At 35.9% G+C, this 25,725-nt stretch carries 19 protein-coding genes; 9 read left to right on the top strand and 10 right to left on the bottom strand.

Annotation, left to right across the window (positions count from 1 at the left end; genetic code table 11):
• Window positions 1-12 precede the first annotated feature (12 nt).
• From ACH2AZ_RS06640 to uvrB, 3 genes are all read left to right on the top strand, one after another.
• Complete coding sequence (locus ACH2AZ_RS06640; RefSeq protein WP_394907191.1) at window positions 13-2,394, top strand: gliding motility-associated C-terminal domain-containing protein; 2,382 nt, start codon at window positions 13-15, stop codon at window positions 2,392-2,394.
• Between the two features lie 81 nt (window positions 2,395-2,475).
• Window positions 2,476-4,797: a choice-of-anchor L domain-containing protein gene (locus ACH2AZ_RS06635; protein WP_394907190.1), complete on the top strand. Its 2,322-nt coding sequence runs from the start codon at window positions 2,476-2,478 to the stop codon at window positions 4,795-4,797.
• Between the two features lie 66 nt (window positions 4,798-4,863).
• On the top strand, window positions 4,864-6,870 hold the full coding sequence (gene uvrB, locus ACH2AZ_RS06630; protein WP_394907189.1) for an excinuclease ABC subunit UvrB: 2,007 nt from the start codon (window positions 4,864-4,866) through the stop codon (window positions 6,868-6,870).
• A 49-nt stretch (window positions 6,871-6,919) separates the two neighbouring features.
• On the opposite strand, the gene ACH2AZ_RS06625 is transcribed toward uvrB, so the two are convergent.
• Window positions 6,920-7,351 (bottom strand): Hsp20/alpha crystallin family protein, encoded by a 432-nt coding sequence (locus tag ACH2AZ_RS06625; protein WP_394907188.1) that lies wholly within the window; start codon window positions 7,349-7,351, stop codon window positions 6,920-6,922.
• 179 nt (window positions 7,352-7,530) lie between these two features.
• Between ACH2AZ_RS06625 and ACH2AZ_RS06620 the strand changes: the two genes are divergently transcribed.
• Both ACH2AZ_RS06620 and ACH2AZ_RS06615 read left to right on the top strand, forming a co-directional pair.
• A complete protein-coding gene (locus ACH2AZ_RS06620; protein ID WP_394907187.1) occupies window positions 7,531-8,832 on the top strand; it encodes a DUF2254 domain-containing protein in 1,302 nt (433 codons plus the stop codon).
• 30 nt (window positions 8,833-8,862) lie between these two features.
• Window positions 8,863-9,123, top strand: a complete 261-nt coding sequence (locus ACH2AZ_RS06615; protein ID WP_394907186.1) for a DUF1456 family protein — start codon at window positions 8,863-8,865, stop codon at window positions 9,121-9,123.
• A 135-nt stretch (window positions 9,124-9,258) separates the two neighbouring features.
• Here ACH2AZ_RS06615 and sucC read toward each other — a convergent pair whose 3' ends face one another.
• Window positions 9,259-10,452: an ADP-forming succinate--CoA ligase subunit beta gene (gene sucC / locus ACH2AZ_RS06610; protein ID WP_147860970.1), complete on the bottom strand. Its 1,194-nt coding sequence runs from the start codon at window positions 10,450-10,452 to the stop codon at window positions 9,259-9,261.
• 132 nt (window positions 10,453-10,584) lie between these two features.
• On the opposite strand from sucC, the gene ACH2AZ_RS06605 reads away from it, so the two are divergent.
• Window positions 10,585-10,824, top strand: coding sequence for a DUF3820 family protein (locus ACH2AZ_RS06605; RefSeq protein WP_379045676.1), 240 nt, complete (start codon window positions 10,585-10,587; stop codon window positions 10,822-10,824).
• 38 nt (window positions 10,825-10,862) lie between these two features.
• Here ACH2AZ_RS06605 and yidC read toward each other — a convergent pair whose 3' ends face one another.
• The 4 genes from yidC to ACH2AZ_RS06585 form a co-directional block, all read right to left on the bottom strand.
• Window positions 10,863-12,710, bottom strand: a complete 1,848-nt coding sequence (gene yidC, locus ACH2AZ_RS06600) for a membrane protein insertase YidC (RefSeq protein WP_394907185.1) — start codon at window positions 12,708-12,710, stop codon at window positions 10,863-10,865.
• Window positions 12,711-12,757: 47 nt separating this feature from the next.
• On the bottom strand, window positions 12,758-14,374 hold the full coding sequence (locus ACH2AZ_RS06595; protein ID WP_394907184.1) for a CTP synthase: 1,617 nt from the start codon (window positions 14,372-14,374) through the stop codon (window positions 12,758-12,760).
• Between the two features lie 135 nt (window positions 14,375-14,509).
• Window positions 14,510-15,916, bottom strand: coding sequence for a fasciclin domain-containing protein (locus ACH2AZ_RS06590; RefSeq protein ID WP_394907183.1), 1,407 nt, complete (start codon window positions 15,914-15,916; stop codon window positions 14,510-14,512).
• A 91-nt stretch (window positions 15,917-16,007) separates the two neighbouring features.
• A complete protein-coding gene (locus ACH2AZ_RS06585; RefSeq protein WP_394907182.1) occupies window positions 16,008-17,396 on the bottom strand; it encodes a fasciclin domain-containing protein in 1,389 nt (462 codons plus the stop codon).
• Between the two features lie 43 nt (window positions 17,397-17,439).
• On the opposite strand from ACH2AZ_RS06585, the gene ACH2AZ_RS06580 reads away from it, so the two are divergent.
• From ACH2AZ_RS06580 to ACH2AZ_RS06570, 3 genes are read left to right on the top strand one after another with little or no spacing between them, the layout of a single operon-like run.
• A complete protein-coding gene (locus ACH2AZ_RS06580) occupies window positions 17,440-18,147 on the top strand; it encodes a toxin-antitoxin system YwqK family antitoxin (RefSeq protein WP_394907181.1) in 708 nt (235 codons plus the stop codon).
• 15 nt (window positions 18,148-18,162) lie between these two features.
• A complete protein-coding gene (mnmA, locus tag ACH2AZ_RS06575) occupies window positions 18,163-19,353 on the top strand; it encodes a tRNA 2-thiouridine(34) synthase MnmA (protein WP_394907180.1) in 1,191 nt (396 codons plus the stop codon).
• Between the two features lie 56 nt (window positions 19,354-19,409).
• Window positions 19,410-20,366, top strand: a complete 957-nt coding sequence (locus ACH2AZ_RS06570) for an NAD(P)H-dependent flavin oxidoreductase (RefSeq protein ID WP_394907179.1) — start codon at window positions 19,410-19,412, stop codon at window positions 20,364-20,366.
• A gap of 51 nt (window positions 20,367-20,417) precedes the next feature.
• Here ACH2AZ_RS06570 and ACH2AZ_RS06565 read toward each other — a convergent pair whose 3' ends face one another.
• From ACH2AZ_RS06565 to ACH2AZ_RS06550, 4 genes are all read right to left on the bottom strand, one after another.
• Window positions 20,418-20,822, bottom strand: a complete 405-nt coding sequence (locus tag ACH2AZ_RS06565) for an OsmC family protein (RefSeq protein ID WP_394907178.1) — start codon at window positions 20,820-20,822, stop codon at window positions 20,418-20,420.
• Window position 20,823: 1 nt separating this feature from the next.
• A complete protein-coding gene (locus tag ACH2AZ_RS06560; RefSeq protein ID WP_394907177.1) occupies window positions 20,824-22,731 on the bottom strand; it encodes a LysM peptidoglycan-binding domain-containing protein in 1,908 nt (635 codons plus the stop codon).
• A gap of 14 nt (window positions 22,732-22,745) precedes the next feature.
• Window positions 22,746-24,275, bottom strand: a complete 1,530-nt coding sequence (guaA, locus tag ACH2AZ_RS06555; RefSeq protein ID WP_394907176.1) for a glutamine-hydrolyzing GMP synthase — start codon at window positions 24,273-24,275, stop codon at window positions 22,746-22,748.
• 70 nt (window positions 24,276-24,345) lie between these two features.
• Window positions 24,346-25,725 (bottom strand): pyridoxal phosphate-dependent decarboxylase family protein, encoded by a 1,380-nt coding sequence (locus ACH2AZ_RS06550; RefSeq protein WP_394907270.1) that lies wholly within the window; start codon window positions 25,723-25,725, stop codon window positions 24,346-24,348.

Below are 25,725 nucleotides of genomic sequence, written 5' to 3'. Positions count from 1 at the left end.
AAGTAGTTTATTATGAAGTTTTTTATATTCGCTCTAGCTTTTATTTTAAGTGGTTTTCACGGATTTGCACAAACACCTATAACCAAATTCCAACAATTCAACGGGCAATATGATTATCTCGCTATAGGAAATACCCTAAATGTTGTCGAAAATGAAAATTCTACCAATTGTACTATTTTAACTTCCTCTTCGGCAAATCTTAATCTAGCCGCAAATCAAAATATTATTGCAGCTTATTTATACTGGGCAGGATCAGGGCCCGGTGATTTTAATGTTAGTTTAAACAACCAAAACCTAAATGCTGATCGTACCTTTAATTATAACATCAATAATCTTGATTTTTTTGCTGCCTTTAAAGATGTGACTACCCAAGTTCAAAGTACAGGAACAGGAAGTTACACATTATCTAATTTAGATTTAACCAATTTTATCAATAATGGTCATTGTAATATCGGCATGAATTTTGGAGGTTGGAGTATTATTATTGTTTATGAAGACCTTAGTTTACCTCTAAATCAAGTTGATGTCTTCGATGGTTTTGTTACCCTTGCCGCTACCGGCACCCCTTTGAGTATTCAACTAAACAATCTAAACGTCATAGACAATCAAGGAGCAAAAATTGGTTTTCTTACTTGGGAAGGTGATTCGGCACTAGCTGTTAACGAAACATTGAAACTGAATGGGAACACACTCTCCAATAGTCTTAATCCCTCTAACAATGCCTTCAATGGCACCAACTCTTTTACCGGTGCTACCAACCTTTACAATATGGATCTAGATGTGTACGATGTTCAAAATTACATCAACATAGGCGATAGTACTGCCAGTATAGAACTTAATTCTTCTGCAGACATTGTTTTTGTAAGTAATATTGTTACGGTATTCAATAGCACCCTACCCGATCCTACACCTAGCTTTCTTGATGTAACCGCGGTTTGTAACACCAAATCCATCGATTTAAGTTATAGAATTGCCAATACCAACGGTACAGATGTATTACCCGCAAATACTTCGGTTAAATTTTTTGCGAATAATACTTTTCTTAAAGAAGAGTTTACACCGAGTCCCATTGCCGTTGGCGCATTTCAAGATTTCACTACTCAACTGAATATACCCAGTAATATTCCGCAAGATTTTAATTTAAAAATTGAAGTCAATTTAGATGCTAATAAACAGGTCATAATTCCAGAACTAAATCAAAATGATAACACCGCGGAACAACCTACTAGCTTAATAGACCTGGTGATAGCTCAACCTCCTCAAGATTTAAAAGTATGCCAAGAACAATCGACCACACCCAAGGCTATCTTTGACTTTTCTAACAATCTCGCTTTGGTAAAAGGCAATCAAACCCAAGTAGAAGTTTCTTTCTTTACGGATTTAATTCAAGCGCAAAACAATCAAAACCCGATTACTGATATTACGGCTTTTGAAAATACGACCAACCCACAAGAAATTTTTATAAGGTTAACCAGTCTACAAGATCCAGATTGCTTTTTAATTACTTCATTTACCATACAAGTTTATACCCTACCACAATGGAATCAACCCGATGACATCATAGTTTGTAATAACACCACTCAAGAAGAAGTAGGTATAGTTGATTTAACACAACTTGAATCTGAAATTTTATCCAATCCCTCAGCTTACACATTTTTATATTTTACAAATTTAGATGAGGCAGAATCAAATACCAACCCCATCCCCAATCCTGAATTTTTTGAAAACAATCAAAATCCAATGCTAATTTATATCAGGATTCAACACCCTGATTTTGACGATTGTTATGTGATTTTAGACACTATGTTAATCATTAAACCCATAGCCATTGAAAATTCAGCACCGATTAAGCGCTGCGATTTAGGTTATAACCAAAACATTTTTGATTTATACGATTTAGCTTTGAATTTAGACCTTAAAGCTAATGAAGATATCGTTGATTTTTACACCTCCTTTTCATCCGCACAAGCGCAAGAAAATCCGATTAAAAATCCGTATGCGTATCAAAATACCCAAAATCCGCAAGAAATTTATTTACGCACAACTTTCGACGATCCCAACCAATGCCATAAAATATATAGCCTCGTAATTGGCACCAAGCATTGCCCCCCTTGGATTCCTGAAGGTTTCTCTCCAAATGATGATGGAATTAATGATGTTTTTAGAATCAAAGGACTCTATACCGTATTTGAACGCTTTGAATTAAAAATTTTTTCGCGCTACGGAAATTTGGTTTATCAAGGAAATAATCAAACCCCCAATTGGGACGGTACTAGCAATGTTGGCTTAAACAATGTAGGGAAACAGTTGCCAACAGGCACTTATTTCTATGTGCTTAATTTAAATGACCCCGATTTTAAACCCATTAAAGGCTGGGTGTACTTGAACCGATAATTTAATTGATTTTTAACCCGTTTATAGATTAACAAAAGACTATTTAGTTGTATTTTTGTTCCCCATTTTTAAACTGGTATTTTGAAATTTTTTCAATTTTTATTAATTCTTATTTTTTACCCGGTTTTTGGACAGAACATTAGTGTTCAAACCAATTTTACGCCACAAGAACTTATAGAAGACATTTTAATGGATAGCGGTTGCATTAGCAATGTTAATGTAACCAACGCTGTTAGCGGTAATTTTAGTGGTGGCGATTTGAGCTACGGGTATTTTACTAATAACAATTCCTCTTTTCCTTTTGCTAATGGCGTGGTAATGTCTACGGGAAGACTTTCTAATGTCCCAGGACCAAATACTTCCTTAAGCGATGATGATGCGCCCAACTGGGGTGGAGACAATGATTTAGAACAAGTGCTGAATGTTCAAGGAACCGTAAACGCCAGCATCATTGAATTTGATTTTACGCCCAATGCTAATCAAATTCAGTTTAATTATATTTTCGCATCTGAAGAATACCAAGAAAATGACCCCAACACCTGCCGATATTCAGATGTTTTTGCTTTTTTAATTAAACCTCAAGGGGGAACCTATACCAATATTGCTGTAGTACCAGGAACCAATACTCCAGTACAAGTAACTACGGTTCACCCTGCAATTCCTGGAGGTTGCGAAGCAGAAAATGAAGCCTATTTTGATCGCTTTAACCCAGCTAATGCCCCTATAAATTTTAATGGCCAGACCAAAACGTTGACTGCTACGGCAGATGTTATTCCCAATACCAGTTACCATATCAAATTGATTATCGCTGATGAAAAAAATTACCGCTATGATTCGGCTGTATTTTTAGAAGGAGGTAGTTTTAATATTGGTGCCAATCTGGGTGAGGATTTGGTGGGCGAAAACGGTTTATGTCCCGGAGAGGTGTACAGCCTTAGCTCCCAAAATACTGCTAATACCCCGCAAACTTATAGTTGGTATGCGGTACAAGAAAACGCTCCAGATATTCTATTAGCCAGCGGTCCCAATGAAACAAACTACCCCGTAAATCAAGCAGGTAGGTATAAATTGGTTTTAGATTATGGAAATGCTTGCATTGCCGAAGATGAAATTGAAGTGGAGTATATTGACTTTAAAGAAATTAACAACCAAACGCTGCTGGCTTGTGATACCGATGATGATGGTTTAAGTATTTTTAATTTGGAGTCTAGTATTGGTTTCATAACCAATAATAATGCCCTGTATAAGGTGCAAGCTTTTTATACCAGTCGACTAAATGCCGAGAACAAAAGTAATCCTATTACCACTACTACTAATTTTGAAAACACCCTCAAAAACCAAGTTATATTTGCGCGGGTAGAAACTGCCAGAGGATGTTATCATATTTGTGAATTGCGCCTTGAAACCACAGAAAATCCTAAAACTAAAATCAACTTAATTAATTGTCCTGATACCGAGGGTTCTGTAAAATACAATTTAGTAGATGCCACTACCCAAATCGAAAGCATGTTTAATGCACCAGGAAAACGGATCAACTACTATCAAACTGCAGAAGATGCTTTAAAAGGAGAAAACTCCTTACCCATAAATATCCAATTTAATGCTGAAGAATTGCCTTTAATTCTATTTGCGAAAATTGAAAACGCAACAACTTGTATTGGCATTATTGAAGTTGAATTATTAGCGCCCCCCCAACCTAATATTAAATCATATGAAGAAAAGGTATTGTGCGATGCAGTAGGTGAAATTACACTAATGACAAGGCTACAACCGTCTAATGCTTATCAATTTTTATGGAGTACAGGAGAAACGACGCCACAAATAAAAATACAAGAAATTGGTGAATATTGGGTAGAGGTTTCTCAAACCACCAACATTCGAGGGGAAAATTATACTTGTAAAAAAATAAAGGAATTTAAGGTAAAACCATCAAGTTTACCTCAATTGAGTTATCAACTGTTGCCTCCATTTGGTAGTGGTAAAATAGCCATTAAAGCTTCTGGTACGGGCAGCTATGCGTTTGCTATTGATCAAAATCAAGACTTCTCTACTCAATCAGCTTATACGCTTAGTTTGGGAGAGCATATCATTTATGCTCGTGATCTTTACGGATGTGGTACAGCAAGCATAAAAGTTAATATCCCAGGCTTTATGGCATTTTTTACTCCCAATCAAGATGGGGTCAATGACGTTTGGCGCTTACAAGGTATAAGTCGGCAAGACCCAAACATCGAGTATGTTTTGATTTATGATCGTTATGGCAAGCTAATTCATCAAATGAACCCTTATCAATATTGGGATGGTAACTACAACGGCAAACCTATGCCCTCTAATGATTATTGGTTTGTAATACGATTTAAAAATTCACTTAGTTTTAAGGGGCATTTAACGCTAAAACGTTAGCGGTTTTAGTATGTTTGAAGTGAATGAGTTAAAAAAATCCGCTTGACGGAAAAACAAAAAAAAAGGGTGAAATTTAATATAAAATCAGATTTTAAACCGACTGGAGATCAGCCTCAGGCGATTAAACAATTGGTAGATGGCTTAGAAAATAACGAAAGATACCAAACTTTGCTAGGTGTAACTGGATCTGGAAAAACATTTACAATGGCCAATGTGGTTGAGCAGGTACAAAAACCGACTTTAGTTTTGGCGCATAATAAAACCCTGGCGGCACAGCTTTACAACGAGTTTAAAACTTTTTTTCCGAATAATGCAGTTGAATATTTTGTATCGTATTACGATTATTATCAGCCAGAAGCATACATTCCAACCTCTGGTACCTATATAGAAAAAGATTTATCGATAAATGAAGAGATTGAAAAGTTGCGGTTAAGCACAACCTCTTCTTTGCTATCTGGTAGACGAGATGTACTCGTGGTGGCATCGGTAAGCTGCTTGTACGGTATTGGTAACCCAATTGAATTTCAAAAGAATGTTATCTCGCTAGAACGCGATCAAGAAATATCACGTACTAAGTTGTTGCAGCGATTGGTTCAAAGTTTATACGCACGAACAGAAGCGGATTTTCAACATGGTAATTTTAGAATTAAAGGAGATACAGTTGATGTTTTTCCTGGTTATGCCGATAATGCCTTCCGGATTCATTTCTTTGGTGATGAAATTGAGGAAATTGAGGCCTTTAACCCTGTAAATAATGAGATAATAGAGAAATATGAGCGGCTTACTATTTACCCCGCCAATATGTTTGTTACCTCACCCGATGTCTTGCATAATGCGATAGACCAAATTGCTTTAGATTTAGGAAAACAAGTGAGCTATTTTCAAGAAATTGGAAAACCTTTGGAAGCAAAAAGATTAGAAGAGCGTACTAATTTTGATTTAGAAATGATAAAAGAATTGGGGTACTGCTCTGGAATTGAGAATTATTCGCGCTATTTAGATGGAAGACAGCCAGGGACGCGCCCTTTCTGCTTACTGGATTATTTTCCTGACGACTATTTAATGGTTATTGATGAAAGTCACGTAACGGTACCCCAAGTTGGTGCTATGTATGGTGGAGATCGCTCGAGGAAAGAAAATCTGGTTGAATATGGATTTCGTTTACCAGCAGCCATGGACAACCGCCCTTTAAAACTAGAAGAGTTTGAAGCCTTACAAAACCAAGTAGTATATGTTAGTGCTACTCCTGCAGATTATGAATTACAGAAATCTGACGGTATCTATGTTGAACAGGTTATTCGACCTACTGGTTTACTTGATCCTGTAATCGAGGTGCGTCCCAGTTTAAATCAAATTGATGATTTGATAGAAGAAATTCAGGAGCGCGTAGAAAAAGATCAGCGTACTTTGGTTACCACTTTAACCAAACGAATGGCTGAAGAATTAACCAAATACTTAAGCCGAATTGATATACGCTGCCGCTATATTCATAGTGATATAGACACCCTAGAGCGAGTAGAAATTATGCAAGATTTACGAAAAGGTCTTTTTGATGTTTTAGTAGGCGTAAATCTTCTTAGAGAAGGACTAGATTTGCCCGAGGTTTCACTGGTAGCCATTCTTGATGCTGACAAAGAGGGGTTCTTAAGAAGTAATCGATCGCTTACTCAAACCATAGGACGCGCAGCTCGACACCTAGAAGGCAAGGCGATAATGTATGCCGACAAAATCACCCGAAGCATGCAGGAAACAATTGATCAAACCGAATACCGTCGCACCAAGCAAATCAATTATAATAAAAAGCATAATATAACTCCTCAAGCGCTGAATAAATCATTAGACAACACCTTAGCGGGTAAAAAGGTAGAGCCGTACAGCTTTAAACCTGCTGAAAATTTAAAAGCCGCTGAAGAAGAGGTTGTTTATTTTAGTGAAAACCAACTGGAAGACCGTATTAGAAAGGTAAGAAAAGAAATGGAAAGCGCAGCTAAAGAATTAGACTTCATGGCTGCAGCACGATTTAGAGATGAACTTAAAATGTTACAGCAAAAATTGAAGGATAAAAAACAATAACCCTCAAAATTTCATTTTTGAGGGCTATTATAATTGGTAACCTTGAAAATTATGCAACTTCTATTAATCTCTTGCTCGAAATTGCTGATTCTTCTTTTTTAGGCAGGACCACACGTAAAATTCCTTGCTCATATTTTGCTTTAATCTTACCAACGTCAATAGAATCTGGCAGGGTAAAAGACCGTTTAAACTGACTATAATTAAATTCTCTACGCGAATATTTTGGCTTTTCGGGTTTCTCGATGGTCTTTGTTTCTGTTTCAATGACCAATAAATCTTGTTTCAACTCTATTTTAAAATCTTCTTTAACTTTTCCTGGAGCAGCTAATTCAATTTCAAATTGATTTTCTTCATCGATAATATTTACTGCTGGAATTTGAACTCCCAAGCTTTTTGTCGCATCTGAACGAAACCAATCTTCTTGAAATATATCTTCAAAGGCTGTCTTTAACCAAGGATTTGTATGCTTTACTAAACTCATAATGTATTTATTTATTTTTCCAGTAAATAGTCAAATTAAATACCAATTGTGGTAAACTGTCATTTTGTCGTTAAAACTTTATAGTTTAATGTCATTTTGTCGCTGCAATTAAAGGTTTATGTAAAAATTAAGAAGGCCACTAACAAACAAATTGTATATTTCTATTACAAACTTCACCTATGCGTAATCTTTATAATAAACTAGTTGCTTTCTTTCATCGTATTGAAGAGAATATAGCTTTTTACCCCTCTATTATTAGTTTCTTAGGCTTCAATTTTGCTATGTTGATGCTTTACTTAGAGAAAAGGGGAGTTTCAAGCTTTGTGATCAATTATGTTCCGGAGTTGGTGATCAACAATGCAGATACCGCCAAGACTCTTTTAAGTTTTTTAACAGGAGGCATAATATCCATTATGGTTTTTAGCTTCTCAATGGTTATGGTATTATTAAATCAAGCATCTAGTAATTTTTCTCCTAGAGTTCTTCCTGGGTTAATATCGCAACGTAATCATCAATACGTCTTAGGTTTGTATGTTGCCACTATTTTGTACAATACTTTTACCCTTGTAGGTATAAATCCAAAGGAAGACAGTCAATATCAATTACCTGGCTTTTCGGTATTATTAGGAATCATATTTACAGTAATATGTTTTGCTGCATTTTTATATTTTATTCATTCTATCTCGCAATCAATTCAGGTAAACCGTATTTTAGAAAACATATATAACGACGCCAAAAATAGATTAAACCGATTAATCGAAGGAGAACAAAAGAATCATAAAAGCTGCTTTCCAAGCACCGACAATTGGCACAAATATTATAGTACAGAAACGGGCTATTTGCAAACCTTTGCATTAAACAATTTAAAGTTGCTTTGCTTAGAGAATGAAATTAAACTTAAAATATTACCGCTTAAAGGCGCCTTTGTTTTGGCAGGCGTTCCCTTATTTCTGGTTAATAAATCGATAGACGATGAATTAAAAGAAAAAATATTAGAGAACTTCAACTTCGCTCGAGGCGAAATTGTTTTAGATAATTACGCATTGGGCTTTAAACAAATAACTGAAATTGGTGTTAAGGCTATGTCACCAGGCATCAATGACCCAGGAACAGCTCTAAATACCATTGACTATTTAACGGAGCTATTTGCTTTACGGATGAAGAAGCGAGATGAAACCATAATATACGAAAGTGATAAGGCATTAGTTTTTTTAACCACGGTAAATTTTGCTGAGTTATTGTACCAGGTATTGGCAAGCTATAGAACTTATTGTAAACATGATATTACTTGCGTACAAAAGCTATTAATTATGCTTAAATACCTTCTTCTTCAAAAAATTGAAGGTAATTGTTACAAAGAAAATCTGTTAAAGGAAGCTAAGAATATTTACCAAGACGCGCAAGAGGCTCTCACAAATGATACCGATAGAAACCGTATAGGAGAACTTTATCAAGATATCGTTAATATATCAAAAGAATAAAGTTATTTTTGCGTTTCAAGAAACAAACCTATGGGACTAACAAATAATGACGTTTTTAAGAAACTAAGAGTAGCACATAAATTAAGAGATGATGATATTATTAATATTTTCAAGCTTGTAGATTTTAAAGTATCCAAGAGTGAATTAAACGCTATTTTTAGAAAAGAAGACCACCCTAAATATATGGAATGTGGCGACCAATTTTTACGAAATTTTTTGGACGGACTTATTATTCATCTGAGAGGTCCGTTACCTCCAAAGCGTCCCAATAAATCAGAAAAAGGAAAGTAGAACTTATCCTTTTTTATACAAACCGAATTTTTTAGCGAATTTTACACCTAAATTGAATTCAGTTTTTATAAATTTTAATTAAAAAAAACCTCAATGTTTCCATTGAGGTTTTTTAATACGTTATATAAATAACCTTTAGCTTAGTACTTGTTGTACTTTATCTGCGGCTTCTTTAAATTGTACAGCACTCTGTACGTTTAATCCGCTACTATCAATTAATTCTTTAGCTATATCGGCATTAGTACCTTGCAATCTTACAATAATTGGCACATTAATGGCGTCTCCCATATTTTTATAGGCATCTACAACTCCTTGGGCCACACGGTCACAACGAACAATTCCACCAAAGATATTAATAAGTATAGCTTCAACTTTCTCGTCTTTTAAAATTAATCTAAAAGCCTCTTCTACTCTTTTAGCGTCTGCTGTCCCTCCTACATCAAGGAAATTAGCTGGTTCTCCACCTGCGTGTTTGATTAAGTCCATAGTTGCCATAGCAAGTCCAGCACCGTTAACCATGCACCCTACATTACCATCTAAATCAACATAACTTAATCCTGCCTTACGTGCCTCAACCTCTGTTGGGTTTTCTTCTCGCTCATCACGCATAGCTGCGTAATCTTTGTGACGGTATAAAGCGTTGTCGTCTAAGGTTACCTTGGCATCTACTGCCATAATTTTGTCGTCACTGGTTTTTAAAACCGGGTTGATTTCAAATAATGAAGAGTCTGATTTGTCATAAGCTGTATATAAAGCCGTAACAAATTTGGTCATTTCTTTAAAAGCAGCTCCAGACAAACCTAGGTTAAAGGCAATTTTTCTGGCTTGGAAAGGTAAAATTCCTGTGGCGGGATCAATTTCTTCTGTAAAAATTAGGTGCGGAGTTTCTTCTGCTACAGTTTCAATATCCATACCTCCCTCTGTAGAATACATAATCATGTTTCTGCCGTTAGCACGGTTTAGCAACACAGACATATAAAACTCATCTGGTTCATTATCCCCTGGATAGTAAACGTCTTCTGCAATTAATACCTGATTTACCAATTTACCTTCTGCAGAGGTTTGCGGAGTAACCAAGTGCATTCCTAAAATTTCATCAGCAATATTTTCAACTTCTTGAAGGTTTTTAGCTAATTTAACTCCACCTCCTTTTCCACGACCACCTGCGTGTACTTGAGCCTTAATGACGTGCCATCCTGTTCCTGTTTCTTCGGTTAGCTTCTTAGCTGCGTCAACAGCCTCTTGAGGTGTATTAGCTACTATCCCACGCTGTATGCGCACACCAAAACTATTTAGTATTTCTTTTCCTTGATATTCGTGTAAATTCATAATCAGGTTTTTCTTATCGTTCGAATTTTGTTTAGCAAAAATAACAAAAACAAACAGCATGTAGAAATATTTTTTTACAAAGAAAAATAATATTCTTAACTGCTTAATTTTGCTTTCTTGTACTTTTGATTTATGAATGAGTTCAACACAAAAGAATTGCTTTTTCTAGCCTACGCTAAAATGCATTTTGGAAAATACAAAGGTTTCTTTTTGTCTGATATCCCTGAACCTTATTTCGTTTGGTTCGCACAGAAGGGATTTCCCAAAAGCAAATTAGGCCAACAAATGCAAGCCGTTTATGAGATAAAAATTAACGGATTAGAACATTTATTGAAAAACTTAAGAACCCGCTATCCTAATCCTTATAGATAAAAAAAAGACTCGGTTTCCCGAGTCTTTTTTTAGTTTAATTATTTTTTCTTGGCCTGCTGCTGTTGACGCTCAGCTTCCTCCATCATCTCTTGCATTTTCCTCGCAAATTTACCTTTCTTTTTGGCTGGCTTCTTTTTGTTTTCTTGAATTTTAGCGTGAATTTTATCTTCGTCGATTATGAAATTTTTAATTACAAGCATAATTCCTATTGTAATTAAGTTTGAGGTTAAATAATACAATGATAGCCCACTTGCGTAGTTGTTAAAGAAAAACAACATAAACAAAGGAGAGATATACATTATAAACTTCATATTCGGCATTCCTGGTTGAGAAGCTTGCATAGTCTGCCCAGTTGTCATCATCATGTAAATGAAGATGGCTATAGATGCAAGTATAGGAAATAAGCTAATGTGGTCTCCATAAAATGGAATATGGAAAGGCAATTCGGCTATAACATCATAGCTCGAAAGGTCATCTGCCCAAAGGAAACTTTCTTGACGAATACTAAACGCACTCGGAAAGAAATTAAATAAAGCATAAAATACAGGAATTTGTAACAAACCAGGAATACAACCGCTCATTGGGCTAGCCCCCGCTTTATTATACAACTTCATTGTTTCCTGTTGCTTTTTCATAGCGTTGTCTTTATACTTCTCATTAATTTCGTTGATTTCGGGTCGCAGCACCTTCATCTTTGCTTGAGAAACATATTGCTTATATTGTACTGGTGACAATAATATCTTAATCGCTATGGTTAATACTATAATGGCAATACCTGCCGGTAAAAATCCGCTAAGGAGATTAAAAAAACGTATAATAAAATACTTGTTAATCCATCCGAAAATCCCCCAACCTAAAGGAACAATTTCATCTAAATTACGCTGATACTTGTCAAGTATTTTGTAATCGGTAGGACCGAGATACATATTCATGGTCTCATTAAATTCTCCCCCTTTTAACGCAATAGGAAATTTAGCTTGAAATGCTTTGGTGTACACGGTATCTATTTCTTCATCTTCTACTAAATTTTTTGAAATAAAAGTCCCTTTTTGAAAAGGGTCATCAGTAAGTAAGATAGAAGAAAAGAAATGCTGTTTAAAAGCTACCCATGAAATTTGTTTATCCTCTTCTTGCTCATCTTTCCCTTGCCCGGCATAATCTGTATTACCGTCTTCAAACTCCCATAAAATCTCAGTATACCTGTTTTCATATGAAATACTCTTCGCACGTCGGTAAGCGGTTAAAGACCAATCTAGTGCAATATCTTTATTTTGAACTACCTGATTTAAACCTTGTGAGCGAATAGCAAAATCTAACATATACTCTCCTGGTTTCAAAGCATAGTAATACTCTAAGTATTGATTTTCTGACACCTTTAACCTAAAAGATGCTTGTGCATCATTTTGGCTTTTTTGAGGCTCAAAAAACATATCTTTAGTATTGATGTTGCGATTGTCTTGTGTGGTAAATGAAAGGTTAAAAGCGCTATTACCATCTTTGATTAAGTGTACTGGAATAGAATCATAGGTTTTAAAATTTTTCAGTTTAGCTGATACAATTTGTCCACCTTTGTTACTTATGATTAATTTTAAAACATCATTCTCTATGGTGGTAGTTCCCTCTTTTGCCTGAGCCGCGGCATAACCAAAAGCACCTAATTTTTCTTTAGCTTGTGCGATAGCTAATGAATCTTGGCTTTTTGGTACAATTTCTTCAACAGCTTCTGATTTTTGATTTTCGTTCTGGGTTTGCTCCGTTACTTCTGGGGTGCCTTCTGTGGTAATAGTAGTTTGCTCATCACTATTGTAATAAAGCATCCATAGCAAGATACCTCCTATTAGAAAAAAACCGATAAGTGAGTTTAAATCAAATTTTTTATTTTCCATACATTACATTTAAATCTTGTTCAAACTTTGAACAGCATCTATATTTTTTAATTCTTTTTTGTTGCAAAATTCTTTGCCGCTTCTACAAAATGAACAAAAAGCGGGTGAGGATTGGCCACGGTACTTTTATATTCGGGATGGTATTGCACCCCAATGAACCAAGGGTGATCCTTTAGCTCGACTACCTCTACAAGACCTGTCTTAGGGTTTATCCCTGTGCTTAACAAACCGGCTTCTTCTAGAGCTGCTTTATATTGGTTGTTATATTCATAACGATGTCTATGCCTTTCGCTAATTTCTTCTTGTTGATACACCGTATAAATAAGTGAACCTGGTGTTAAAACACAATCCCACGCTCCTAATCGCATAGTTCCTCCCATTTGTGAGATATTCTTTTGATCTTCCATAATATCAATTACGGGAAATTTCACATCTGGCTCCATTTCTGTGCTATTGGCTCCTTCTAGATTTAATACATTGCGTGCATACTCGATTACGGCCATTTGCATACCCAAACAAATTCCTAAGAAAGGGATTTTATTTACTCGCGCATATTTAACCGCTTCGATTTTCCCGTCAATTCCTCGTTCTCCAAAACCTGGAGCTACCAAAATACCGTCTAATGATATGTTTTTATCCTTGTATTCTTTTGAGAAAAATTCAGCGTGAAGACTTATTACATTTACTTTTACCTCATTTTCGGCTCCAGCGTGAATAAAAGCCTCGAGAATAGATTTATAAGAATCTTGTAATTCTACATATTTACCCACTAGACCAATATTAACTTCACTTTTCGGATTTTTATGCCGTTCCAAAAAGGCATTCCATTGCGTTAAATCTGGTTCAGATTTTAAAGGAAGAGCCAATTTACTTAAACTGATTTTATCAAGACCTTCTTCTAGCATATGATTAGGAACATCATAAATAGTTGAAGCATCTATAGATTGAATAACAGCCTCTTCTTTTACATTGCAAAACAAAGCCAATTTTCGTTTTAGGTCATCCCCTATTTCGTGTTCTGTACGACAAACTAAAATATCTGCATTTACACCACTCTCCATCAAAGTTTTCACACTGTGCTGTGTGGGTTTAGTCTTAAGTTCACCTGCAGCAGATAGATAAGGAATTAAAGTTAAATGAATTACCAATGAATTGTTATCGCCTAATTCCCAGCGTAACTGGCGTACACTTTCTATATATGGCAAAGACTCAATATCGCCTACGGTTCCTCCTATTTCTGTAATCACAATATCGTAATCTCCAGAGTTTCCGAAAATTTTGATACGTTCTTTAATTTCGTTAGTGATATGAGGAATTACTTGGACGGTTTTACCCAAAAACTCACCTCTTCTTTCTTTATTGATTACGCTTTGGTAAACACGACCTGTAGTAACATTATTGGCTTGTGAAGTATTGGTATTTAAAAATCGCTCATAATGCCCCAAATCAAGATCTGTTTCCGCTCCATCTTCAGTAACAAAACACTCCCCATGTTCATACGGATTCATTGTACCCGGATCTATATTTATATAGGGGTCTAATTTTTGGATAGTAACCCGATATCCTCGTGCTTGTAAAAGTTTTGCTAATGATGCTGCGATTATTCCTTTTCCTAATGACGAAGAAACACCCCCGGTGACAAAAATGTACTTGGTTTGTGCCATGATAAATTGATTAAATAATGTCTATACGGGGCGCAAAAATACAAATATTATTGACAATATGACTTTATATTTTATCAATAAAACAAAAAAGGAGACCCAGTGGGCCTCCTCTTAACTTTACAATCTTCTGTATACTTATGGTAAAGCAGGTAAGATTACTTTATCAATAGCGTGAATCACTCCATTACTCGCTTGAACATCGGTCACAATAATATTACTTACACGGCTATTAGGATCGGTTATCGTGGCATTACTTGCATCGATTGTAATCATCTCACCTCCAGCTGTAGTGACTGCTCCTGAAGTTAAGTCTGAAGCGGTTACATTGGCCCCAGTGATAACGTGCATATTTAAGGTAGCCTCAAGCGTAGCTGCATCTATATCGGCTAGACTACTAGCTCCTAATTCGGTTAATAAATCAGCAAAGGCATCGTTTGTAGGTGCAAAAACAGTGAAAGGAGCAGGACTCGTTCCGTTTTCAGTATTTAACAAATCCACGTAAGTAAAACTAGTTTCTCTTGTCAAAGCTGATACTAAAGTCTCAAAAGTACTATCTGCAGTCGCAAAAGTAACTATAGTTGGTAATACGACTACTGCATCAACCGCATGAATAATTCCATTTACTCCGACTACGTCAGCAACTATAACATTTGACTGTCCGTTTAAGGTAACTCCGTTTTCGGTGTTGATATACATACTTAACTTATTAGAAGTAGCATCAAAAGTAGCTTCTGTATTTACATACATAGTTGAAAGTTGTGTTGAGGCAACCGAACTTGCTACGACATGATTTCTTAAAAGGTTATCTAGCACAGGGCCGCTAACATCGGGAAGTGTTACCCCTAAATCATTTAAAAAGGTATCAAAAGCATCATTAGTAGGTGCAAATACCGTGATATCTGCAGATGGGTCTGAAGCTAGTCCAAGAAAGTCGGTTGTGTTACCTCCATTTCCTAAAGCAGTAACCAACGTATTAAAGTTATCATTATAAATCGCTAAATCAGCAACCGTAGGTAAAGATAATACGGTTTCTATCCCATGAATTACACCGTTATCGGCTTCAATATTAGGGGTAATTACGGCAGTAGCTCCATTTAATTCTACACCGCTACTTGTATCGGCATACAAACTTAAATAGGCTTGAGAATCTTCTTCTAAACTTAAAGTTGAATAATATTGCGTTTGTAAATCTGCGGCTTGCAAATTTCCTGGTACAACATGATATAGTAACACTTGGGTTAGCACATCTGTAGGAACCTCATCTAAACTTGCAAAACCATTATCACTTAAAAAGTCTTGGAAAGCTTGATTGTTGGGGGCAAATACGGTATATTCTGAGCTACCTTGAAAGATACTTACTAGATCTGTTTTAATCAAAGCGGCTTCAAGTACCGAATAATTTTCATTGGCTATCACCACATCGGCAATAGTATTATTCATTACAGGCGGTAAATTTCCTGAGCCATCATCATCGTCACTACACGAGTAAAAGGAGAAACTAAGCGCCAACATTAAAATGGGGAGTAAACTGATTCTTTTCATAACATTTTTGATTTAAATTGATTGATAATTCAAATTTAAAGTATTTTAAAAAGAATTGTGTTTAACTTTTGTTAATAAACATTAAACAAAGTTAATTATTTAATAAAACACTATCAATTGTATGAACTAACCCATTTTCACCATTTATATCTTGCTCAATAACAGCGGCTTCCACTCCATTTTCATCTGTTAGCTTGCAAGTTGAGATAGACTTATTGATAGTGATTACTCCTTGATTGTTTGCAATCGAACTGGGTAATTCTTCAATTTTTAATGCCGTGTTCTCAAATAAGTGGGTCATTAAAAGGGTTTCTAAAGTGCTCGCGTCAATATTATCTATATTTAGCATACCCGTTGCATCTTGGTTACTAAAAAAAGTATCAAATGCCGTATTATTAGGTATAAAACAGGTAAAGTTAGTATTATTTGTATCAGATAATAACGATTCATAATCGCTTAAAGCGGAATCGGTTCTAGTTGCACCTTGTACAAAGGTAGCTAGATTTGGATTAGACTCAATTAAGCTCCAAAGACTTGGTAAGGCTAAAATATCTGAGCAGATGTGCATTACACCATTTTTTCCTACAATATTTTGCGTGCTTACACTGGCTTTATTATTAATAAGTATTCCGGTGTTGGTATTAAAAAAATTACTGATTTTAGTATTGTCTCGATTGGCTTCGCTATACCTATATCCCAATGTTATGGCGTCAGTATGTAAAAATCCCTGATAGAGATGATTCTTGGCAAATTGTTCTTTTTCTTGTGCATTTAAATTTTGATTTTGTAGAAATGCAGCAAGTTTGTCGGTTTCTGGCGCAAATAAACTCTGTACCCCTTCTTGCTCTAAAAGTGGTAATAAACCTAAATCATCCCAAAAAGTATAAAAGCCACTGCTTTGCTCATCAAAACTTAAAAGATCAGCCAGGCTTGGAATAGTTAAAACTTCGTCTAAAACGTGAAGTGTACCGTTGTCTACTTCAATATTTGCTTCTAGCAATTTAGCGCTTGCATTAAAGGTTATAGCTATATCTTTTTTAAGATGTAAATTTAATGGATAACTGACACTATCGTTCAATTCCAATTGTGCGGCCGTGGTTAAAAATCCAGTAGTAGCTTGACTCGTATCTACCTGCTCTAATAATAAATGATAATCAATTATTTCCTGCGCGTCTTGTTGCGTAAGCGCCGATAAATCGTTCATTCCGTTTTTGGTCAAAAATTCACTTATAGCTTGATTTGTTGGAGCCAAAAAGGTATAGTTGCCTGAGTTTCCATCCAACTTACCTTGGTAATCTGCTTTAAAAATTAATTCAGTTAACTGGAAAAATTCTTGATTTTTGCTCAAGTAATTAATTATTGAGTTGGTACCGTCAATTACATTATCATTATCATCTTCATCACAAGCCAAAAAAAATAAGCTTAATAGAAAAATTGGCAGTACTTTTGCAAACTTAAAGTAGAAACTAAATCGATTCATTTATAATTTTTTTTTAAAAAGCAAGATACAAAAAAGAAAACGTATGAATTTAAGTATTATTCCATTCTATATATTGGTTTTTTTATCCTTTGTGGATTCAAGCTTTGCCCAAGAGAAAATCAATCAATTTGATCAAGACGGAAAGCGCCACGGTCGTTGGATAAAAAAATATGAAAAATCAGATCAAATCAGATATGAAGGCCAATTTGAACATGGTAAAGAAGTTGGTGTATTTAAATTTTACAAACCCAAAAGTGGGCAACAACCGGTAGCTACCAAAATTTTTCAAGCACATACCGATACTATACTTGTTGAATATTTCAACCAATATGGAAATACAGTAAGTAAAGGGGGGATGATTGGTCAGAAAAGAGAAGGTACTTGGTTATACTACCATAAAAATTCCGATCAACTTATGCTCGAAGAACATTATAAAAACAATCAGCTTCACGGGCTAAAGAAAACCTATTTTAATACGGGAGAATTGGCTCAAATAGAAGAATATAAATATGGTAAATTAAACGGTGAGCTTAAAATCTTTGGTGCCAATAAACAATTGCTTCAACATTACACTTATAAAGACGGTAAATTACACGGTAAAACAAGAATTTACGATGCCGCTGGCGAGCTTATCTCAAAAGGAAATTATAAGCATGGGAAGAAAGATGGCATTTGGCTTGATCGCCAGGATGACGGAAGTTACAAAGAAACTCAGCACCCCTTACCTCTTTTTAAGAACACAAAAAAATAAAACACTCAAAAAAGAATGCAAAATAATAAGAAACCACGCGTAATTGTAGGACTTAGCGGAGGAGTTGATTCAAGTGTAACTGCTTATTTATTAAAAGAGCAAGGCTACGAAGTAATTGGCCTTTTTATGAAAAACTGGCACGACGACAGCGTTACCATAAGTGATGAATGTCCTTGGTTAGATGACAGTAATGATGCCATGCTGGTTGCAGATAAATTAAATATTCCATTTCAAACTATAGATCTAAGCGAACAATATAAAGAACGTATTGTAAACTATATGTTTAAAGAGTATGAGGCTGGACGTACCCCAAACCCCGATGTACTATGTAACCGCGAGATAAAATTTGACGTTTTCTTAGATATTGCTCTTTCATTAGGTGCAGATTATGTGGCAACTGGCCATTATGCTCGAAGAAACACTATCAAAATTAACGGCAAAACCACTTATCAATTGTTAGCTGGAAAAGACAATAATAAAGATCAATCTTATTTCCTCTGCCAATTATCTCAGGATCAATTAGCCAAATCTCTTTTTCCTATTGGCGACTTACAAAAAAGCGAGGTACGGGCCATTGCTAAAGAACAAGGCTTAATAACAGCCAATAAAAAAGACTCACAAGGTTTATGTTTTATTGGTAAGGTAAGACTGCCCGACTTTCTTCAGCAACAGCTAAAACCAAAAACAGGAGATATTATTGAAATCCCTAGTGATTCAACCATATACCAACAACAAAGTTTAGATAAAGAAGAATTGACTTTTTTAAGCGAGAAATATAGTTATACTCCAGAAAATGGGAACAAAGTTGGCCAACACAATGGTGCACACTTCTTTACAAAAGGTCAGCGTAAGGGTCTTGCCGTAGGCGGAACACCAGAACCACTTTTTGTACTGGAAACAGATGTTAATAACAACGTTATTTATGTGGGTCAAGGTAAAAATCATCCTGGGCTTTATCGCCGTGGTCTTTTGGTAAAACCTCAAGACATTCACTGGGTTAGAGAAGATTTGAAATTAGGCTTGGGTGAAAGTTTGGCGGTGAAAGCACGTATTCGTTATAGACAACCTCTTCAAGAGGCTAAATTACATCAAACGAAAGAAGGACTTTATGTTGTTTTCAAAGAAGCGCAATCTGCTATCACAGAAGGGCAATTTGTAGCTTGGCATATTGATGATGAACTACTAGGGTCGGGAGTTATCGGATAAGATGGTTTACCTGTAAAATTCTAAGTATATTTAGCAAAAAATTAAAATTTAACCGAATGCAGATCCATAATAATAGAATAACCAAACTATTTAATATAGAATTACCCATAATACAAGCCGGAATGATCTGGGCCAGCGGCTGGAGATTGGCAAGTGCCGTTAGTAATGCAGGTGGTTTAGGAATAATAGGGGCTGGTTCTATGTACCCAAATGTACTTCGTGAGCATATCCTAAAATGTAAAGCAGCAACCGATAAACCTTTCGCTGTAAATGTGCCTATGCTTTACCCCGACTTGGAAGAAATAATAAACATTATTATTGAAGAGAAAGTACCAATTGTTTTTACCTCAGCTGGAAATCCCAAGACATTTACTCCATTGCTTAAAGAAAAAGGAATCACCGTGGTTCACGTAGTGAGCAGTGTAAAGTTTGCGCTTAAAGCGGAAGCCGCCGGTGTAGATGCAGTGGTTGCAGAAGGATTTGAGGCTGGAGGCCATAATGGTCGTGAAGAAACTACCACTTTTACTTTGATTCCGATGGTGAAAGAAAAATTGAATATCCCTTTAATTGCAGCAGGAGGAATTGCCACTGGATCAGGAATGTTGGCGGCTATGGTTTTGGGTGCAGATGCCGTACAAATAGGAAGTAGATTTGTAGCAAGTGAAGAGGCTTCTTCCCATCAAAACTTTAAGAATAGTGTTGTTCAAGCACAAGAGGGTGACACTGAATTAACCTTAAAAGAATTAGCTCCTGTACGTTTATTAAAAAATAAATTTTACGAAGATGTGAAATCCCTTTATAGCAAATCGCCAAGTAAACAAGAATTAATTGATTTACTGGGTAGAGCTAGAGCTAAAAAAGGAATGTTTGAGGGAGACTTAGAAGAAGGTGAATTAGAAATTGGTCAAATAAGTGGACTTATCAAGGATATACTCCCAGCAAAAGAAATTGTAAAACAAATATGGACCGATTACCAAAAAGCAAAATTAGCAGTCAAAGAACAACTTATATAAAAAAAGCCTGGTAAGTAAGCTACCAGGCTTTATAAATTATACCTCTAAATACTAGGCATACTCAAAAATAATTTCTTTTTTCAAATCGGGATGTAGGCTGTGGTAAACCGGACAGGTATAACCGATGCGTTCTAATTTTTTAGTTGTTTTTTCATCAAACTTCTTGTTAAAAATAAGCTTTACTTTTACACAATCAATACGTCTAGGATTGCTCTCCATAAACTTTTCGACCTCGGCTTTGGTTCCGCTTAAATCAATATTGTTTTCATTAGCATAAATACCCATAATAGTTAACATACAACTAGCTAATGCAGAAGCTACCGTATCGGTAGGTGAAAAGGCTTCGCCTTTTCCTTGATTATCTATTGGGGCATCGGTTGTCAGCTCAGAATTACTTTTAAGATGAATACTACTTACCCTCAAGTTTCCTAAATAAGTTAGCGCTATTTTTGTCATTTTAATTCTCTACAGATTGAATTTGCAACTCCTTATTGTATTGTAAAATATAAACCGCGTTATTAAAATACCCGCCAATCAATTTTTTATTATAATTAAACTGATTTTCCACATATTCTGTGGTTTGATCAAGGATTAGCGATTCGTAAAAATCAGAGAAGTTAGCTTTTCTCAAAATTGCATCTAATGTTACATCATACCCACGAATAACATATTGATTGGGAGACAAACCATAATCTTCCCGATACATTTTTACAAACTCATCTAAAGGATCTTGATTGTACTCTTTGTTAATAGCAGCGAAAGTGAAGTTTAAATTTCCTAAATAAGTGCTAGGTACTTCGCTATCGTATAAATCATTTTTATTGGAAGTAAACAGTTGAATGTCAAAAGTTGAACGCAGTGTATTTAGATAAGACGCAGCATTACTTACGGTGGCCATATCATCTGATTCAAGAATAAACCAATTTGTTCTATTCTTATCTAAAACACGTGCCAGATCACTTTGCTGTAAATACTCCTTTTGCAAGTTTACCAGTTTTGCCTCAGGCAATGTATAGAGTATTTTTGATTCTAAATACCCCTTATCCTTATCAGCTAAAACGACAATATTTTTATCTGCACCGTGCAATTTAATAAAAGAAATTATAGATTGCTGCATCATAATATCGGTTGGGCGGGTTTGAATTAAATTTACACCACCATTAATTTCACCGCTAGAGATAGGACTTAAAACAGGGATTTTTTTTGATTCTAATAGCTTGGACGCTGTTTCAACGGTTTTTGTAAAAAAAGGTCCAACAACAAAGTCAACTTGATCAAAATCATTATTGTTTATAAGACTCGCCACCTTTTGCGAATTTCTCTGGGTGTCATACACTTTAGCCTCAACTGTAATCCCGAGTGATCCGGCTTTACGGATGGCAGCCTCAACCCCACTATAAAAATCTAAGGCAATACGCAATACTTTATCTTTTTTTAAAACTTCAGCTTTATTATCATCGTTAATGTTTCCTAAACTTAAGGGCAACATAACAGCCAACTTTTGAGTAGAATAATCACTAATGTTCTCTGCTAAGTTCACTTTATCTGTAGATAAACCAGCAACTTGCACATTCACTTTCTTAGGTAATTTTATCTGCATACCTTCTTGCAAACCAGACTGTTTCAATTGAGGATTCCAAGCATAAAGTGAATCGGCTGGTACTTTAAACTTTTTGGTTAACCTAAAAATAGTTTCTTTTGGTTTCACCTCATAAGTAAAAAAGTTTAAGGGCGCTTCATTTTTATTAGTCAGTGCCTCTGGATTTTTGTTTACAATAGTAAGTAACTGTCCGGCCTTTAAGTCTAATAAGGTGGGATTAAGTGCTTGCAATTGCTCAACACTTAAACCATATTGCTTGGCAATTCTATATTTTGTTTCACCAGGCAAAACTATATGTATGATATTACTAAAACTAGAGTTGGTTAAGGATTCATTGAAATTAGGTGTACGTCTATCTTCTCTAAAAATAGGAATTTTAATGGTTTGCCCTATAGCTATATCGGTTTCAACTAAGTCGGGGTTATATTGCTTAAGTTCATCAATACTCAATTGATTTTCTTTTGCAATGCTATATAAAGTTTCTTTAGCTCGAATTTGATAGCTTTTAAAACTTAATTGTTTGCTTTTTTCATTTAGTTTAATTTTAGGTTCTTGCGCTGGAATTACCAACACCATATGGTTGATATTTCGCCTTTTGGCATCTGGATTTAATTTATAAATCTCATCGACACTCACCTGATAATGGTTAGCAATTTGCTCCAAGCTTTCTCCTTTTTTAACCTCATGCGTACGAAAACCTTGAGCGATAGCTGAAGGGAAAATCAGTAAAAAGACAAACAAAAAAAACATATTAAATCTAGTCATAACACAGGTAAAATTTATTCCCATTCTATTGTTGCAGGTGGTTTTGAGCTAATATCGTAAACTACTCTATTAACGCCTTTTACTCTATTTATTATGGTGTTTGATATTTTTTGTAAAAAATCATAGGGTAAATTAACCCAGTCGGCTGTCATACCATCGGTTGATTCTACCGCCCTTAAAGCTACAACTTTTTCGTAGGTGCGCTCATCACCCATTACTCCAACCGAGTTTACTGGCAACAAAATAGCTCCCGCCTGCCAAACTTTATCGTAAAGATTCCAGTCTTTTAATCCTTGAATAAAAATATGATCAACTTCTTGCAAGATTCGTACCTTTTCGGCTGTGATATCGCCTAAAATTCGAATAGCAAGTCCGGGACCAGGGAATGGGTGTCTACCCAACAATTCTGGATCTATGCCCATTTCGGCCCCCACCCTTCTCACTTCATCTTTAAATAACATGCGTAAGGGCTCAACGATTTTAAGTTTCATAAAATCGGGTAAACCTCCCACATTGTGATGCGATTTGATGGTAGCTGAAGGTCCGTTTACCGAAATAGATTCAATAACATCTGGATAGATAGTACCTTGCGCCAAATAAGTAACATCTGTAATTTCATGTGCTTCGTCGTCGAATACATCAATAAAAGTATTCCCTATTTTCTTTCTCTTTTCTTCAGGATCACTTATACCTGCCAAAGCGTCTAAAAATCGTTTTGATGAGTCTACACCTTTTACATTTAATCCCATACCCTTGTATTGATTCAATACATTAGAAAACTCATCTTTCCGCAATAAACCATTGTTTACGAAAATGCAATACAAATTTTTTCCAATTGCTTTATGCAATAATACAGCGGCTACAGTTGAATCAACACCTCCACTTAAACCAAGTACTACTTTATCAGACCCTATTTTCTCACGCAGTTCATTTACCGTCATATCAACAAATGCTTCTGGAGTCCATTCTTGAGCTACACCTGCTATTTTCACCAAAAAGTTTTCAAGTAATTGTTTACCGTCTTGTGAGTGATATACTTCGGGGTGAAATTGAATGGCAAATGTTTGTTCACCCTCAATACGATAAGCAGCATTTAAAACATCTTGCGTACTGGCTAACCTTACACCGCCTTGGGGTAGTTCTTTAATGGTATCGCTGTGCGACATCCAGACTTGGGAGTTTTCTGGAATTTCATCAAATAGAAGCTCTTGATCTTTAATTACTGCTAAGTTTGCACGGCCATATTCTCTTATCTCAGAAGCCTCTACTTTACCTCCGTTAAAATGTGCTAAGTATTGTGCACCATAACACACCGCCAACATGGGAACCTTACCCCTAATTTGAGACAAGTCGGGATGCGGCGCATCCTCTGCCCTAACCGAAAATGGACTACCAGAAAGAATAACCGCTTTAAAAGTATTTACATTTCCAGGAATCTTGTTGTAGGGATGTATTTCACAATAAATGTTTAATTCACGAACACGCCTAGCGATTAATTGCGTGTACTGCGAACCGAAGTCGAGAATAAGTACGTTATTTTGCATAGCTAAAAATAAGCATTTAAGGCCTAATTTAAAATCCTTAAATATTTTATTATTGGTTTTAAAGTTTATACTAAGCCATTGTGGCTAAAATTTCTTGAATATCTTCTTCTGTTGTATCTGGATTTATAAAGCAAAATCTAGAAATGGTTTCACTCTCTCCATTTTTGGTCCATTTTGTTGGTGTAACCAAAGCTAATCCAGCTTGGTGGTTGGTATAGGTCCAATCTATATAATCATCTGGAGACCAACCTTTTCTTCTAAACAGCACGCACGAAAGGCCTGGTTCTCTCACCAACTCTAGGTTGGGATGTGCTTCTATTTGCTTGGCTGCGGCTTGTGCTAAAAACAAGCCTCGCTCTATTGCTTCTGTGTATTTTGCGGTTCCATGCATAGCTAAGGAAAACCATAAAGGCAATCCGCGTAAGCGACGTGTAAGCTGAATTTGATAATCGGCTGGATTAAATCCTTGAGCACCTTCGTCTTTAAATATATCTAAATAAGCTCCTTTTTGTGAGTGTGCATTTTTGGCTAAAGACAAGTCTTTATAGATTACCGCTCCGCAATCATAAGGCGAGAACATCCATTTGTGCGGATCTATTGTAATACTATCGGCACGTTCAATACCCTTGAACAAATGACGAACAGATGGTGCGGCAAGGGCTCCACCTCCATATGCTGCATCTACGTGAAACCAAAGTTTTTCTTCTTCACAAACTTGCGCCACACCAGCAAGATCATCTATTATTCCTGCGTTGGTAGTTCCTCCTGTGGCAACTACAGCAAAGAGTCTTTTACGGTCGTGTGGTGATAAGTTTTTAATTTTCTCTTTTAACCAATAACCTGTCAATCGATCATCATCATCATCATCTACCAATATAATATCGGCATCTATGACCTTTGCCATTGATTTTATAGAGGAGTGCGCTCCATTAGAGGTAATTAAAAGCGCTTTTAGGTTTTCATGTTCTTGGTTTTGAGCGCGCCAAGCTTCTCTTGCGGCAATCATTGCCGATAGGTTAGCCGATGTTCCTCCGCTGGTAAAAACCCCAAAAGCTCCTTCGGGTAAGCCCGTTAAGCTTACTAACCATTTCATCGTCTCGTTTTCACAGAAAATACCGCCACCGCCTGTCATCCAATATGCGCCGTGAATACTAGCCGCAGATGTAACTAAATCAAACAAAACAGCAGCTTTAGTTGGAGCTGCTGGTACAAAGGCTAGATGCCTTGGGTGATCTACTGGTACGGTTGCTTTTGCAAATACGTCCTTAAACAAATTGAAAGCAAATTCTCCGCCTATTCCTTCTTTTGTAATGGTATCGCCAGCAAGTTCTTTTAGAACTTCTTCTTTTTTAGGGTGACCCAACTCAGGATCATTATTGGAAATCCTATTGATGGCATATTTCATGATATCTAGCGTCATTTCGACGGTATTGATATCAATGCTGTGCAT

The organism is uncultured Mesonia sp., assembly GCA_947499595.1.
Lineage (GTDB): Bacteria > Bacteroidota > Bacteroidia > Flavobacteriales > Flavobacteriaceae > Mesonia > Mesonia sediminis.
This window is presented reverse-complemented; position numbering and strand designations above follow the sequence as displayed.

Bases quoted from the DNA above. Each gene is read 5' to 3' on its own strand.
- ACH2AZ_RS06640 (WP_394907191.1), top strand. From the start codon at position 13: ATGAAGTTTTTTATATTCGCTCTAGCTTTTATTTTAAGTGGTTTTCAC.
- ACH2AZ_RS06625 (WP_394907188.1), bottom strand. From the start codon at position 7,351: ATGAGTTTAGTAAAGCATACAAATCCTTGGTTAAAGACAGCCTTTGAA.
- ACH2AZ_RS06620 (WP_394907187.1), top strand. From the start codon at position 7,531: ATGCGTAATCTTTATAATAAACTAGTTGCTTTCTTTCATCGTATTGAA.
- ACH2AZ_RS06615 (WP_394907186.1), top strand. From the start codon at position 8,863: ATGGGACTAACAAATAATGACGTTTTTAAGAAACTAAGAGTAGCACAT.
- sucC (WP_147860970.1), bottom strand. From the start codon at position 10,452: ATGAATTTACACGAATATCAAGGAAAAGAAATACTAAATAGTTTTGGT.
- ACH2AZ_RS06605 (WP_379045676.1), top strand. From the start codon at position 10,585: ATGAATGAGTTCAACACAAAAGAATTGCTTTTTCTAGCCTACGCTAAA.
- yidC (WP_394907185.1), bottom strand. From the start codon at position 12,710: ATGGAAAATAAAAAATTTGATTTAAACTCACTTATCGGTTTTTTTCTA.
- ACH2AZ_RS06595 (WP_394907184.1), bottom strand. From the start codon at position 14,374: ATGGCACAAACCAAGTACATTTTTGTCACCGGGGGTGTTTCTTCGTCA.
- ACH2AZ_RS06590 (WP_394907183.1), bottom strand. From the start codon at position 15,916: ATGAAAAGAATCAGTTTACTCCCCATTTTAATGTTGGCGCTTAGTTTC.
- ACH2AZ_RS06585 (WP_394907182.1), bottom strand. From the start codon at position 17,396: ATGAATCGATTTAGTTTCTACTTTAAGTTTGCAAAAGTACTGCCAATT.
- ACH2AZ_RS06580 (WP_394907181.1), top strand. From the start codon at position 17,440: ATGAATTTAAGTATTATTCCATTCTATATATTGGTTTTTTTATCCTTT.
- mnmA (WP_394907180.1), top strand. From the start codon at position 18,163: ATGCAAAATAATAAGAAACCACGCGTAATTGTAGGACTTAGCGGAGGA.
- ACH2AZ_RS06570 (WP_394907179.1), top strand. From the start codon at position 19,410: ATGCAGATCCATAATAATAGAATAACCAAACTATTTAATATAGAATTA.
- ACH2AZ_RS06565 (WP_394907178.1), bottom strand. From the start codon at position 20,822: ATGACAAAAATAGCGCTAACTTATTTAGGAAACTTGAGGGTAAGTAGT.
- ACH2AZ_RS06560 (WP_394907177.1), bottom strand. From the start codon at position 22,731: ATGACTAGATTTAATATGTTTTTTTTGTTTGTCTTTTTACTGATTTTC.
- guaA (WP_394907176.1), bottom strand. From the start codon at position 24,275: ATGCAAAATAACGTACTTATTCTCGACTTCGGTTCGCAGTACACGCAA.
- ACH2AZ_RS06550 (WP_394907270.1), bottom strand. From the start codon at position 25,725: ATGCACAGCATTGATATCAATACCGTCGAAATGACGCTAGATATCATG.